Raw genomic sequence first — 13,548 nt, forward strand, 5'->3', positions numbered from 1 at the left:
GGTATCACTCGTCGAGGAAGGAGCGCAGATGCTCGCTTCGCGTCGGGTGGCGCAACTTGCGCAGCGCCTTGGCTTCGATCTGACGGATCCGCTCACGGGTCACGTCAAACTGCTTACCGACTTCCTCAAGGGTGTGGTCGGTATTCATGTCGATGCCGAAACGCATGCGCAGTACCTTGGCTTCACGGGCAGTGAGGCCGGACAGTACGTCGCGAGTCGCTTCTTTAAGGCTCTCAACGGTGGCGACATCGATTGGCGACTGCATGGTCGAGTCTTCGATGAAGTCACCCAGATGGGAGTCTTCGTCATCACCGATCGGGGTTTCCATGGAGATCGGCTCTTTAGCGATCTTCAATACCTTGCGGATCTTGTCCTCAGGCATTTCCATGCGTTCGCCCAGCTCTTCCGGGGTCGGTTCGCGACCCATTTCCTGCAACATCTGCCGGGAAATACGGTTGAGCTTGTTGATCGTCTCGATCATGTGCACCGGAATACGGATGGTGCGGGCCTGGTCGGCGATCGAGCGAGTGATCGCCTGACGGATCCACCAGGTGGCATAGGTCGAGAACTTGTAGCCGCGACGGTATTCGAACTTGTCCACAGCCTTCATCAAGCCGATGTTGCCTTCCTGGATCAGATCGAGGAATTGCAGGCCACGGTTGGTGTACTTCTTGGCGATGGAGATCACCAGACGCAAGTTCGCTTCAACCATCTCTTTCTTCGCGCGGCGGGCCTTGGCCTCACCGATCGACATGCGACGGTTGATGTCCTTGATCTCGGCAATCGTCAGACCGGTTTCGGTCTCAAGCGCGGTCAGCTTCTGCTGGCAACGGATGATGTCGGGCTGCAGGCGACCAATGGCTTCGGCGTATTTCGCCTTGCCCTTGGCCAGTGCGTCGGTCCAGCTTTCGTCAACTTCGTTGCCCGGGAACTGGCGCAGGAAGTCGGCACGCGGCATGCGTGCATCACGCACACACAGCTGCATGATTGCGCGTTCTTGTGCACGCAGACGCTCAAGGGCGCTGCGAACACGCTCAACCAGGCCTTCGAATTGCTTCGGTACCAGCTTGATCGGCATGAACAGCTCAGCCAGGGCCAGCAGCTCGGCAATTGCCTGCTTGTTGGCGCGACCGTGCTTTTTCAGGGCCTTGCGGGTGATTTCCATTTGATCGGAAACCGCACCGAAACGCTGGGCAGCAATGATCGGGTCCGGACCGCTTTCGACTTCATCTTCGTCATCGCCGCTGGCTTCAGCGTCGTCGTCTTCGGAATCGTCGTCGGCTTTCGCGGCCTTGGCATCGACAGGCGGTGGTACTTCGGCGGCAGGCGGCGCAATGCCGTCGTCCGGATCGATATAACCGCTGAGGACGTCGGACAGGCGGCCACCTTCGGTGGTGACGCGAGTGTACTCGGAGAGAATGTGGTCAACCGTGCCTGGGAAGTGCGCGATTGCGCCCATCACTTCACGGATACCCTCTTCGATACGCTTGGCGATTTCGATTTCGCCTTCACGTGTCAGCAACTCGACGGTACCCATTTCACGCATATACATGCGCACAGGGTCAGTCGTGCGACCGATGTCGGTCTCCACCGCGGCCAGCGCGGCAGCGGCTTCTTCAGCGGCTGCCTCGTCGGTATCGGCGTCGGCCAACATAAGGGCGTCCGCATCCGGAGCACTCTCGTGTACGGGGATCCCCATGTCGTTAATCATGCGGATGATGTCTTCCACCTGCTCTGGATCTGAAATATCCTCAGGCAGGTGATCGTTGACCTCTGCGTAAGTCAGATACTTCTGCTCACGACCAAGGGTGATCAACTCTTTGATACGAGACTGCTGTTGCGCTTTTCCGGACATAACACCCTATCCACTGAAGGTCTTGGCGGGCAAAAAACAAGCCGAGGATTATACCCGAGCTATGACCTCACACGCCAGCTGAGGTCGGGTTTGATGCGGAAACATTCTGTTTTAAGAGGTCGCGCATCTGTTTTGCTATCTGAATTTGCTCTTCAGCCGACAATCCCGGCTGCCTTGCTCTCTTGATCAGTTCATCGAGGGTCTGCGTGTGCTGACCCGCGGATAACCTAGTAATGGTGTCTAAAAACTGTTGTTCAAGGTTATCGCCGTCAATTAGCCACTCCTTTTCCGCGAGGGCTTTCAACAAGCGGCCTTGTTCGGTTCCATGCCAACGAGCCATCAGCTGAATAGAGTTTAGCTTAGGATTTTTCTGCACGGCTTCGATCAGGGCGATCAGCACCTGGGCGTAAGTGTTGCTCTCGTTGGCAAAATGTTCGGCACTTTCAACCTTGCCCGCCAGTTGCGGGTGGTGGATAAGCGTGCGCAGGGCAATCAGCGTCGGTGCCTCCACGGCAACCGGTGTGCGTGGGGCGTAGGCTTCGTCGCGATCACCGCGCTTGCCATTCTTGCTCCAGGGCTTCTTGTCCCATTTCTTGCCGCCGGCGCCGGGTTTTTTCGGCGTCCATTCCTGCTGTGGCGCGTAGGCCTCCTGCGGTTGATGGAAATCCGAATAGTCCGGCATGGCGTCGTAATCCATGCCTGGGTCGTAGGCAGGCGGCGCGTCCTGCGGGGCGTTGTGCACCAGCTGGCTGACGGCTTCACCGCTCAGTCCGGTGATTTCGAGCAGGCGCATGCGCATCAGCGACTTCAGGTTGGCACCTGGGACTTTGTCGATCAGCGGCGCAGCGAGGGTGGCCATGTGGGCCTTGCCTTCAAGCGAGCGTGGATCGGCTTCTTCGGTCAGTTGCTGGAAGAAGTAGTCGGCCAGCGGCTGTGCATGTTGGTTGATGCGCGCGCGGAACGCGTCGGTGCCTTCGGAACGGACCAGGGTGTCCGGGTCTTCGCCTTCGGGCAAAAACAGAAAGCGAGCGCGGCGCCCGTCCTGCAGGCTCGACAGCGTGGCTTCGAGGGCGCGCCAGGCGGCGTTGCGGCCGGCCTGGTCGCCGTCGAAGCAGAACAATACGCTGGGCACCACGCGAAACAGGCGCTTCATGTGTTCTTCGCTGGTCGCGGTGCCAAGGGTGGCCACCGCATTGCGCAGGCCTTGCTGAGCCAGCGCGATCACGTCCATGTAGCCTTCAACCACAATGATTTCATCGAGGTTGCGGTTGTTCTTGCGCGCCTCGAACAGCCCGTACAACTCCTGGCCCTTGTGAAACACCGGGGTTTCCGGGGAGTTCAGGTATTTGGGCTTGTCGTCACCCAGCACGCGGCCGCCGAAGGCGATGATGCGGCCCCGACTGTCGCGGATCGGAAACATCACGCGGTCGCGGAAACGGTCATAGCGCTTGCCGGTCTCGGCGTTTTCCACCAGCAGGCCGGCATCGATCATGGCTTTTTGCTGCAGGGTGTCGCTGCTCAGGTGCTTGTAGAGGTTGTCCCAGCCCGGCGGGGCGAAACCGAGGCCGAAGTCACGGGCGATTTCACCGGTGAGTCCGCGACCCTTGAGGTAGTCGACGGCGGCCTTGCGCTGCGGATGGCTTTTAAGCGCCTGACGATAGAAGTCGGCAGCGGCCGTCAGCAGCGGGTACAGCGGCGAATCGGTAGGCTGGCGCGGTTTGTGCGCACGGCCACTTTCCTCGCGGGGGATTTCCATGCCGGCGGCTTTGGCCAGTTCCTCGACGGCCTGGGGGAAGTCCAGGTTGTCGTGGTCCATGATGAAGCCGAGGGCGTTGCCGCCGGCGCCGCAGCCGAAGCAGTAGTAGAACTGCTTGTCAGGGCTGACGCTGAACGAGGGGGTCTTTTCTTTGTGGAACGGGCAGCAGGCGGTGTAGTTCTTGCCGGCCTTCTTCATTTGCACGCGCGAGCTGACAACATCGACGATGTCGGTGCGGTTCAGAAGGTCGTCAATAAAGCTCTGGGGAATCAGCCCGGCCATGGCGTTCTCGTCATCACTGCGTGTAAATGAGGGCCCGTGAAGTGTTCAAGCGCGCGTATCGAGTGCTCGAGCATCTAGCGTCTGCATGGGGTGTACGGAAGTGTATCTGCCGAATATTCACTGACGTTAGTTTCTAATCAGTCTTCGGTGTGGAAATGTTGCCCTGACGCCCGGTATTGGCCAACGGTGGGCCTCGGAAACGCCTTGATGGGCACAGTCGATCCAGTTGATCGCCTGTTTATGGAATAAGTGTGCTCGTCAGTAGCCTTGTTAGGCTCGTCAGAAGAGACGTGCACCGCTGGCAGAAGAGCCAGTCCTGACGTGTGAAGCAGTGTCTCGGTCGCGTGTGCGGCGTCGACGGTGAAGCATCAAGCGATATCCGCAAATGCCAACAGCCCGGCTGAGGGCCGGGCTTGGCAGAAGCTTGCTACGAACGTCTGTGTATTAGTACAGACGAACGGCGCGGCGCTGCTCGCGCTGAACTTTCTTGGCGTGACGCTTAACAGCGGCTGCTGCTTTACGCTTACGCTCAGAAGTTGGCTTCTCGTAAAATTCGCGGCTACGAACTTCAGCCAGAACACCGGCTTTTTCGCAGGAGCGCTTGAAACGACGCAGAGCTACGTCGAAGGGTTCGTTCTCTTTTACTTTGACGGCTGGCATCCAGAGCTACCTTCTTTCATTACCGGGATCAACGTTCTCGTCGCAAAAAATTCGCGGCTGAGGTCGTCGGTTTTTAAGGGTTGCGGATGTTAACCCCTCATTGCCCGGAATGCAAAGCCTCTGATCGAAAACCGCTAGTCGGGAGGGGGAGTGGCGACTATTATGCGCGCCTTCGAATTCAGCCTCTACAAGGCGCAAACCCATGCTAGTACTGGGACTTGAAACCTCCTGCGACGAAACCGGTGTCGCACTTTACGACAGTGAACGCGGGCTCCTCGCCGATGCGCTGTTCAGTCAGATCGACCTGCACCGCGCTTATGGCGGCGTGGTGCCCGAGCTCGCCAGCCGTGATCACGTCAAGCGCATGCTGCCGTTGATTCGCCAGGTGCTGGACGAAGCCGGTTGCGTGCCGACCGAGATCGACGCCATTGCCTACACCGCTGGCCCCGGATTGGTCGGAGCCCTGCTGGTGGGGGCCTCTTGCGCCCAGGCGCTGGCCTTCGCCTGGGGGATTCCGGCCCTGGGTGTGCACCACATGGAAGGCCATTTATTGGCGCCGATGCTGGAAAAAACACCGCCGCAGTTCCCGTTCGTCGCTTTGTTGGTTTCCGGCGGTCATACGCAGCTGGTCCAGGTCGACGGGATCGGCCAATACACGTTGTTGGGCGAGTCGCTGGATGACGCTGCCGGTGAAGCATTCGACAAGACCGCGAAGATGATGGGGCTCAATTATCCCGGTGGTCCGGAAATCGCCCGGCTCGCCGAAAAGGGCGTGCCGGGCCGCTACACCTTCCCGCGCCCGATGTGCGATCGGCCGGGCCTGATGTTCAGCTTCAGCGGCTTGAAAACCTCGGCGCTGAACACCTGGCAGCAGAGCGTCAGCGCCGGGGACGACAGTGAGCAAGCCCGTTGCGACATCGCGCTGGCGTTCCAGCAGGCCGTGGTGGAGACTTTGACCATCAAGTGCAAGCGTGCCCTGAAACAGGCTGGTATGAAGCGCCTGGTGATCGCAGGCGGCGTCAGCGCCAACAAGGCCTTGCGCGCTTCGCTGGAAAAAATGCTCGGTGACATGAAGGGCGACGTGTTCTACGCGCGGCCGGAGTTCTGCACCGACAACGGCGCGATGATCGCCTATGCCGGTTGCCAGCGCCTGCAGGCCGGGCAACATGAAAGCCTGGCGATCAGCGTGCAGGCACGTTGGCCGATGGAGCAGTTGTCACCGCTGTGAGGTGCAGCGTGGGCCGCGCGCATCGGGGGGTATTTAAAAATGCCGTTCGCGCCCGGCAAACAGGTCGCGTAAATTGCCCCGGTGGCGCCAGACGATCAGCAGCGTCAACACGCTCATCGGCAGCAGCGCTGCCGGTTCCTGCCAGGCCAGCAACGGCAGGGTGAGCGGGGTGGCGATCAATGCGGCCAGTGAGCTGGTGCGGGTCAGGTAGAACGTCAGCAGCCAGGCCAGCACGGCCAGCAACGCCGCCGGCGGGTAGATCCCCAGCAGCATGCCGGCTGCCGTCGCGACCCCTTTGCCGCCGCGAAAGCGGAAGTACAGCGGAAACAGATGGCCCAGGACGGCGCACACGCCCACCCAGGCCTGCTGCTGCAGGGACAGGCCGGCAGCATTGGCGATCAGTACGGGCAAGAGGCCCTTGCAGACGTCGCCGAGCAACGTCAGGACGGCAAGTTTCTTGCCCGCCAGGCGCAACATATTGGTGGCGCCGGCATTGCCTGAGCCACTCATTCGCGGGTCGGGATTTCCCGTCAGGCGGCTGAGCAAAATGGCAAAGGACAGCGAGCCGAGCAGGTAGGCGAGAATCGCCAGTGACCAAAACATGCTAACTATTCCGGGCGAGGACGCCCTGATTCTAACGGGGCATCGCGCCCTTGTCGTGCTGCGGAGAAGAGTGCTTGGACAGAGTGTTTATCGAAGGCCTGGAAGTCGACACCGTGATCGGGGCCTACGACTGGGAGCGTGGCATTCGCCAATGTCTGCGCCTGGACCTGAGTTTTGCCTGGGACAATCGCCCGGCGGCTGCGGGTGACGACCTGACCCTGGCCCTGGATTACGCCAGCGTGTCCGCGCGTATCCAGGCCTTTGCCGAGCAGTCCCAGTATCAACTGGTGGAAACCTTCGCCGAGCGCCTGGCCGAAGTGCTGATGAGTGAATTCCAGATTCCCTGGCTGCACCTCAAGTTGACCAAGCCGGGAGCCGTGCCGGCTGCCAAGGGCGTGGGCGTGGAGATCGAGCGCGGATGTCGCTAACTCAGGTTTACCTTGGTCTCGGTAGCAATATCGAGCGCGAGCCGCGTTTGCACGCAGGCCTGGACGCCCTGGCGAGCTTTTTGACGGATATGCGCTGCTCGGCGGTGTTCGAAAGCCAGCCGGTGGGTATCAAGAGCGGGCCCTTCTTCAACCTGGTGGTGTCGGGCTATACCGACCTGCCGTTGATGGAACTGGACCGTCGGCTCAAGTTCATCGAGGCCGATAACGGTCGCTATGCGCCAGACCGCAAGGGCCTGCCGCTGGACATCGACGTGCTGCTGTATGGCGAACTGGTGGGCAATTTCGATGGTTTGATCCTGCCGCGTGCGGAGATCCTGAAGAATGCGTTTGTGCTGTGGCCGCTGTCGTTGATGGCGCCGGAGCGTGTTCACCCTGAGGTCGGCAAGACCCTGGCTGAGCTGTGGCGCGATGCACAGATTGACCAGGTGCTGGCCCCGGTCGCGTTTGAATGGCAAGGCCAGCAACTGACGCCGAACACACTCCTGTAGAAGTCCGGCCAGCCGGCGATAGCGACCCCGGATACGCCATCGCCGGCAAGCCGGACTGCTACAGGGTGTGGTGTTCCTTGTAGATTTTTAATGCCTTGAGCCGTTCGCGCTTGAGTGCCTCGCCCAACTCCGGGCCTTTGAAACCCTTCTCCAGCAAGGGCGCGACTGCAACCTCGCGCGCGACCTTGGCCGCGCCGCGCAAATAATCCGCCTGTGGATAACTTCTTTGCTCCAGACCTTTACGGCCTCGCGCGTCCATCTCACAACTCACCACAAACTCTTCAAAGCGCTGCGGCCGTCGGTAGACATCGAAACTCTGCAGCAAATCCAGGAGTGTCGAGGCTTTGAGTTCCAGCGCGCGATGGCCATGGGTGTGATACTGGCCGACCAGCAGTGCCAATTCCTGGCAGTCCCTGGGCACTTTGAAGCGCTCGTTGACTGCCTTGATCAGCTTCAAGCCACGGTGTTCGTGGGCAATATGCTGTGGCAACTTATCCACAGGCGTTAATCCCTTGCCCAGGTCATGCAGCAGGCAAGCCCAGCGCACGGTCAGCGGCTGTTGGTGCAAGGCGGCCTGCTGCAGCACGCTCAAGGTGTGTACGCCGGTGTCGATCTCGGGATGATGGGCTGCGGGCTGTGGCACGCCGAACAGTGCGTCCACTTCCGGCATCAATGTTTTCAGCGCGTTGCAGTCGCGCAGGACCTGGATAAAGACCTGTGGCTGATCTTCCATCAGTGCGCGGGAGATTTCTTTCCAGCTGCGCTCTGGCGTGAGGGCCTCCAGTTCACCGGATTCGCTGAGCTGACGCATCAGTTCCAGGGTCTCAGGTGCGACGGTGAAGCCCAGGTGTGCGTAGCGCGCGGCAAAGCGGGCTACACGCAGAACACGCAAAGGATCTTCGGCGAACGCGGGGGAAACGTGGCGCAAAACGCGCGCTTCAAGGTCGCGCTGGCCGTGGTAAGGGTCGGTCAGGCTGCCGTCGTCGTCTTCGGCCATGGCGTTGATGGTCAGGTCGCGGCGGATCAGGTCTTCTTCCAGCGTGACCTCGGGGCTGGCGTGGAATACAAAACCACCATACCCCCTGCCGCTCTTGCGTTCAGTGCGGGCCAGAGCGTATTCATCGCCGTTTTTCGGGTCCAGGAATACCGGGAAGTCAGCACCCACCGGCTTGTAGCCCTTGGCGAGCATCTCTTCGGTCGTTGCACCGACGACGACACGGTCGATATCGGTGACCTCGATGCCCAGCAGGCGGTCCCGTACGGCGCCGCCGACTTTGTAGATTTTCATGAAAAAGCCTCCATTAGCGGCACAGGATACCGCCTGTGCCTGACCAATGGAGGCTTTGCTGTTTCAGAGATGAACGACGGCCAGGTCCAGGCGGCCGTAGTCGTTGTCGTTGTGATCGCTGCGCGGCGGCACGTGGTGGGTTTTCATCACCTGATCGCCCTGCAGGGTCTCCAGATGGATGTCGAACCCCCACAGCCGGTGCAGGTGCTTGAGCACTTCCTCGGTGGATTCACCCAGCGGTTTGCGGTCGTGCTGCTGATGACGCAGGGTCAGCGAGCGGTCGCCACGTACGTCGATGCTGTAGATCTGCACGTTGGGTTCTCGGTTGCCCAGGTTGTACTGCGCCGCCAGTGTTTCGCGGATCACGCGATACCCGGGTTCGTCATGGATGGCTGGTACCACCAGGTCATCCTTGAGGTCGTCATCCAGAATACTGAACAGCTTGAGATCGCGAATAACCTGAGGCGACAGGTACTGCAGGATGAAACTCTCGTCCTTGAAGCTGCTCATGGCGAACTTGATGGTCGAGAGCCAGTCACTGCCGGCGATTTCCGGGAACCAGCGGCGATCCTCCTCGGTGGGGTGTTCGCACATGCGCCGGATGTCGCGGTACATGGCAAACCCCAGGGCATACGGGTTGATGCCGCTGTAGTACGGGCTGTCAAAGCCCGGCTGGAACACCACGCTGGTGTGGGACGTGAGGAACTCCATCATGAAGCCGTCAGTGACCAGGCCTTCGTCGTACAGGTCGTTCATCAAGGTGTAGTGCCAGAACGTCGCCCAGCCTTCGTTCATCACCTGGGTCTGGCGCTGTGGATAAAAATACTGGGCGATCTTGCGCACGATGCGCACGATTTCCCGTTGCCATGGCTCCAGCAGCGGCGCGTGTTTTTCCAGGAAGTACAGGATGTTTTCCTGAGGTTCTGCGGGGAAGCGTGCATTGTCCTTGTCGTTGTTTTTGCCGGCCTTTTTAGGAATGGTGCGCCACAGGTCGTTGATCTGCTTCTGCAGGTGCTCCTCGCGCTCCTTCTGGCGCAGGCGTTCTTCCTCGGCGGAAATCGGATAAGGGCGTTTGTAGCGGTCAACGCCGTAGTTCATCAGGGCGTGGCAGGAGTCGAGCAGGTCTTCCACCGCGTCGATGCCGTGGCGTTCCTCACACTGCATGATGTACTGCTTGGCGAATACCAGGTAATCGATGATCGAGCTGGCATCGGTCCAGGTGCGGAACAGGTAGTTGCCCTTAAAAAAACTGTTGTGGCCGTAGCAGGCGTGAGCCACCACCAACGCCTGCATGCAGATGGTGTTTTCTTCCATCAGGTAGGCGATGCACGGGTCGGAGTTGATCACGATCTCGTAGGCAAGGCCCATCTGCCCGCGGGTGTAGGACTTCTCGGTGCTGAGGAAGTGTTTGCCGTAGGACCAGTGGTGGTAACCCAGAGGCATGCCGACAGAGGCGTAGGCATCCATCATCTGTTCGGCGGTGATCACTTCGATCTGGTTGGGGTAGGTATCCAGGGCATAACCCGCCGCGATGCGGCTGATTTCCCGGTCATAGGCCTGGATCAGTTCGAAGGTCCATTCAGACCCCGTGGAAATGGGTTGGCGCTTATGCTCTTTTTTGGCGGTCATGTCACTAACCTGCGCTGGAAGAGTTCACGGAAGACCGGGTAAATATCGCCGGCCGAGACCAGTTGCTGTTGCGCGAATGTATCGGCAAAGGCTTCGCCGATGCGCTCGTATTCGAACCACAGGGCCTGGTGCTCACGGGGGGTGATCTCGACGTACGTGTAGTACTGCACGAACGGCATGATCTGGTTGATCAGGATGTCGCGGCAGATCGGTGAATCGTCGTTCCAGTTGTCGCCGTCGGAAGCCTGGGCGGCGTAGATGTTCCACTCGTTGGCCGGGTAGCGTTCGGCCATGATCTCCTGCATCAGCTTCAGGGCGCTGGAGACGATGGTGCCGCCGGTTTCCCGTGAGTAGAAGAACTCCTCCTCGTCGACCTCCCGGGCGCTGGTGTGATGACGGATAAACACCACGTCGATCTTGTCGTAGTTTCGCTTCAGGAATAGGTACAGCAGGATGAAGAACCGCTTGGCGATGTCCTTGGTGGCCTGGGTCATGGAGCCGGACACGTCCATCAGGCAGAACATCACGGCCTTGGAGCTGGGGTTGGGCTGCTTGACCAGCAGGTTGTACTTGAGGTCGAAGGTGTCGAGAAACGGCACGCGATGGATGCGCGCGCTGAGTTTTTCGATTTCCGCTTCCATTTCCTGAATATCGCCGAAGTTGTCCGGTTCTTCGCGTTTCAAGCGTGCCAGTTCTTCCTTGGCTTCCTTCAGTTTGGCGCGGCTGCTGCCGGACAGGGCGATACGCCGGGCGTGGGCCGAGCGCAGGGTGCGAATGATGTTGATCCGGGACGGGTTGCCCTCGTTGCTGATCCCGGCGCGTACGGTCTTGTAGGTATCGGTGCCGGTCAGGTTGCGCTTGACCAGGTTGGGCAGCTCCAGGTCCTCGAACATGAACTCGAGGAATTCTTCCTGGGTGATCTGGAACACGAACTCATCCATGCCTTCGCCGGAATTGCCGGCCTTGCCCGGGCCCTTGCCGCCGCCACCGCCTTGGGGGCGCTGGATATGTTCGCCGGTGGTGAATTCCTTGTTGCCGGGATGCACGACGGTCTGTTTGCCGCCCCGGCCATGGTGAAGTACCGGTTCGTCGATGTCCCTTCCGGGAATGCTGATCTGTTCGCCATGCTCCATGTCAGTGATGGAGCGGCGGCTGACGGCCTCTTCAACGGCCTTTTTGATGTGGTCACGGTAACGCCGCAGGAAACGCTGGCGGTTTACCGTGCTCTTGTTCTTGCCATTGAGGCGTCGGTCGATCACATAGCTCATGGGGAGCCCTCCGGGCAGCTTCACGTTACAAGCTTCAAGCCGCGAGCTGGAAGCTTAGAGACAAGCGGTCAGCTGCCAGGCCAAAGACCTGGCAGCGCACGCCTGCCGCTGCCTTACTGCGATTTACGAACTCGCAGGTACCACTCGGAGAGCAGCCGTACCTGTTTGTCGGTGTAGCCACGCTCGACCATTCGTGTGACGAAGTCGTTGTGTTTTTGCTGATCCTCCTTGCTGGCCTTGGCATTGAAGCTGATGACCGGCAGCAGATCCTCGGTGTTGGAGAACATTTTCTTCTCGATGACCACCCGCAGCTTCTCGTAGCTGAGCCAGGTGGGGTTCTTGCCGTTGTTGTTGGCGCGGGCGCGCAACACGAAGTTGACGATCTCGTTGCGGAAATCCTTCGGATTGCTGATGCCGGCGGGTTTTTCGATTTTTTCCAGTTCCTCGTTGAGGGCCACGCGGTTGAGGATTTCGCCGGTTTCCGGGTCGCGGTATTCCTGGTCCTGGATCCAGAAGTCGGCGTACAGCACGTAGCGGTCGAAAATGTTCTGGCCGTATTCGCTGTAGGACTCCAGGTAAGCCGTCTGGATTTCCTTGCCAATGAACTCGATGTAGCGCGGTGCCAGGTATTCCTTGAGGAAGCGCAGGTAGCGCTCGCGGGTTTCGGCCTGGAATTGTTCCTGTTCGATCTGCTGCTCCAGCACATACAGCAAGTGCACCGGGTTGGCGGCAATCTCATGGGGGTCGAAGTTGAAGACCTTGGACAGGATCTTGAACGCGAAGCGTGTCGACAGGCCGTTCATGCCCTCATCCACACCTGCCGTGTCGCGATATTCCTGGATCGACTTGGCCTTGGGATCGGTGTCCTTGAGGTTTTCGCCGTCGTATACGCGCATCTTCGAATAGATATTCGAGTTCTCCGGCTCCTTGAGACGCGACAGCACGGTGAACTGGGCGAGCATCTTCAGGGTGTCGGGTGCGCAATGCGCTTTGGCCAGGGAGCTGTTGAACAGCAGCTTGTCGTAGATCTTGATCTCATCGCTGACGCGCAGGCAGTACGGCACCTTGACGATGTAGATCCGGTCGATGAAGGCCTCGTTGTTCTTGTTGTTGCGGAAGGTGTGCCATTCCGATTCGTTGGAGTGGGCCAGCAGGATCCCGGTGAACGGAATCGCGCCGAGGCCTTCGGTACTGTTGTAGTTGCCTTCCTGGGTGGCGGTGAGCAATGGGTGCAGCACCTTGATCGGCGCCTTGAACATCTCCACGAACTCCATCAGGCCCTGGTTGGCCCGGCACAGTGCGCCCGAGTAGCTATAGGCGTCGGCGTCGTTCTGTGGGAATTCTTCCAGTTTGCGGATATCGACCTTGCCGACCAGCGCCGAGATGTCCTGGTTGTTCTCGTCGCCAGGTTCGGTCTTGGCCACGCCGATCTGGTTGAGGATCGATGGGTAGAGTTTCACGACGCGGAACTGGCTGATGTCGCCGCCGAACTCGGCCAGGCGCTTGGTGGCCCAGGGCGACATGATGGTGTTGAGGTAGCGGCGTGGGATGCCGAAGTCTTCTTCGAGGATCGCGCCATCTTCCGTGGCGTTGAACAGGCCCAGGGGCGACTCGAAGACCGGTGAGCCCTTGATGGCGTAGAAGGGCACCTTCTCGATCAGTTGTTTGAGTTTTTCGGCCAGGGACGATTTACCGCCGCCGACGGGGCCGAGTAGATAGAGGATCTGTTTCTTCTCCTCCAGGCCTTGGGCGGCGTGGCGGAAGTAGGAGACGATCTGGTCTATGCATTCTTCCATGCCGTGGAAGTCTTCAAAGGCCGGATAGCGGCGGATCACCTTGTTGGAGAATATTCGCGACAGGCGCGAATTGTTGGCGGTTTCCACCAGCTCCGGCTCGCCTATCGCCAATAGCAGACGCTCGGCGGCAGACGCGTAGGTGCTGCGATCCTGTTTGCACAGCTCGAGATACTCTTGAAGCGTGAGTTCTTCCTGCTGTGTGGATGCGAAGCGTTGTTGGAAGTGGCTGAAAATACTCATGACGTC

Annotated in this window: 11 protein-coding genes; 3 read left to right on the top strand and 8 right to left on the bottom strand. The window is 59.6% G+C overall.

Features of this window, described 5'->3' with window-relative positions; all coding sequences use genetic code 11:
• Positions 1-4: 4 nt before the first annotated feature.
• The 3 genes from rpoD to rpsU form a co-directional block, all read right to left on the bottom strand.
• Positions 5-1,855 carry an RNA polymerase sigma factor RpoD gene (rpoD, locus tag C9990_RS02575; protein WP_065904657.1) on the bottom strand — a complete coding sequence of 617 codons (1,851 nt, stop codon included), beginning with the start codon at positions 1,853-1,855 and terminating at the stop codon, positions 5-7.
• 67 nt (positions 1,856-1,922) lie between these two features.
• A complete protein-coding gene (gene dnaG, locus C9990_RS02580) occupies positions 1,923-3,893 on the bottom strand; it encodes a DNA primase (RefSeq protein WP_065904655.1) in 1,971 nt (656 codons plus the stop codon).
• 444 nt (positions 3,894-4,337) lie between these two features.
• Complete coding sequence (gene rpsU / locus C9990_RS02585) at positions 4,338-4,553, bottom strand: 30S ribosomal protein S21 (protein ID WP_002551877.1); 216 nt, start codon at positions 4,551-4,553, stop codon at positions 4,338-4,340.
• Positions 4,554-4,755: 202 nt separating this feature from the next.
• Between rpsU and tsaD the strand changes: the two genes are divergently transcribed.
• A complete protein-coding gene (gene tsaD / locus C9990_RS02590; protein WP_065904654.1) occupies positions 4,756-5,781 on the top strand; it encodes a tRNA (adenosine(37)-N6)-threonylcarbamoyltransferase complex transferase subunit TsaD in 1,026 nt (341 codons plus the stop codon).
• A gap of 33 nt (positions 5,782-5,814) precedes the next feature.
• On the opposite strand, the gene plsY is transcribed toward tsaD, so the two are convergent.
• Positions 5,815-6,384, bottom strand: coding sequence for a glycerol-3-phosphate 1-O-acyltransferase PlsY (gene plsY, locus C9990_RS02595; protein ID WP_065904651.1), 570 nt, complete (start codon positions 6,382-6,384; stop codon positions 5,815-5,817).
• A 74-nt stretch (positions 6,385-6,458) separates the two neighbouring features.
• On the opposite strand from plsY, the gene folB reads away from it, so the two are divergent.
• The gene (folB, locus tag C9990_RS02600) at positions 6,459-6,812 is read left to right on the top strand and encodes a dihydroneopterin aldolase (RefSeq protein ID WP_015886183.1); all 354 of its coding nucleotides are present in this window, start codon (positions 6,459-6,461) and stop codon (positions 6,810-6,812) included.
• Positions 6,803-7,321, top strand: coding sequence for a 2-amino-4-hydroxy-6-hydroxymethyldihydropteridine diphosphokinase (gene folK / locus C9990_RS02605; RefSeq protein WP_065904649.1), 519 nt, complete (start codon positions 6,803-6,805; stop codon positions 7,319-7,321). The genes folB and folK overlap by 10 nt, the downstream gene beginning before the upstream one ends.
• Before the next feature lie 58 nt (positions 7,322-7,379).
• Here folK and C9990_RS02610 read toward each other — a convergent pair whose 3' ends face one another.
• The 4 genes from C9990_RS02610 to C9990_RS02625 all read right to left on the bottom strand — a co-directional run bounded on the left by C9990_RS02610 (position 7,380) and on the right by C9990_RS02625 (position 13,542).
• Positions 7,380-8,609 carry a multifunctional CCA addition/repair protein gene (locus C9990_RS02610; protein ID WP_106802472.1) on the bottom strand — a complete coding sequence of 410 codons (1,230 nt, stop codon included), beginning with the start codon at positions 8,607-8,609 and terminating at the stop codon, positions 7,380-7,382.
• A gap of 63 nt (positions 8,610-8,672) precedes the next feature.
• Positions 8,673-10,238: a SpoVR family protein gene (locus C9990_RS02615; protein WP_065904645.1), complete on the bottom strand. Its 1,566-nt coding sequence runs from the start codon at positions 10,236-10,238 to the stop codon at positions 8,673-8,675.
• Complete coding sequence (locus C9990_RS02620; RefSeq protein WP_065904643.1) at positions 10,235-11,506, bottom strand: YeaH/YhbH family protein; 1,272 nt, start codon at positions 11,504-11,506, stop codon at positions 10,235-10,237. The genes C9990_RS02615 and C9990_RS02620 overlap by 4 nt, the downstream gene beginning before the upstream one ends.
• Before the next feature lie 113 nt (positions 11,507-11,619).
• Entirely contained in the window at positions 11,620-13,542 is a 1,923-nt protein-coding gene (locus tag C9990_RS02625; RefSeq protein ID WP_003194732.1) for a PrkA family serine protein kinase, read from the bottom strand.
• Positions 13,543-13,548: the final 6 nt, after the last annotated feature.

It is taken from the genome of Pseudomonas sp. S5D5 (assembly GCF_003013355.1).
GTDB lineage: Bacteria > Pseudomonadota > Gammaproteobacteria > Pseudomonadales > Pseudomonadaceae > Aquipseudomonas > Aquipseudomonas aylmerensis.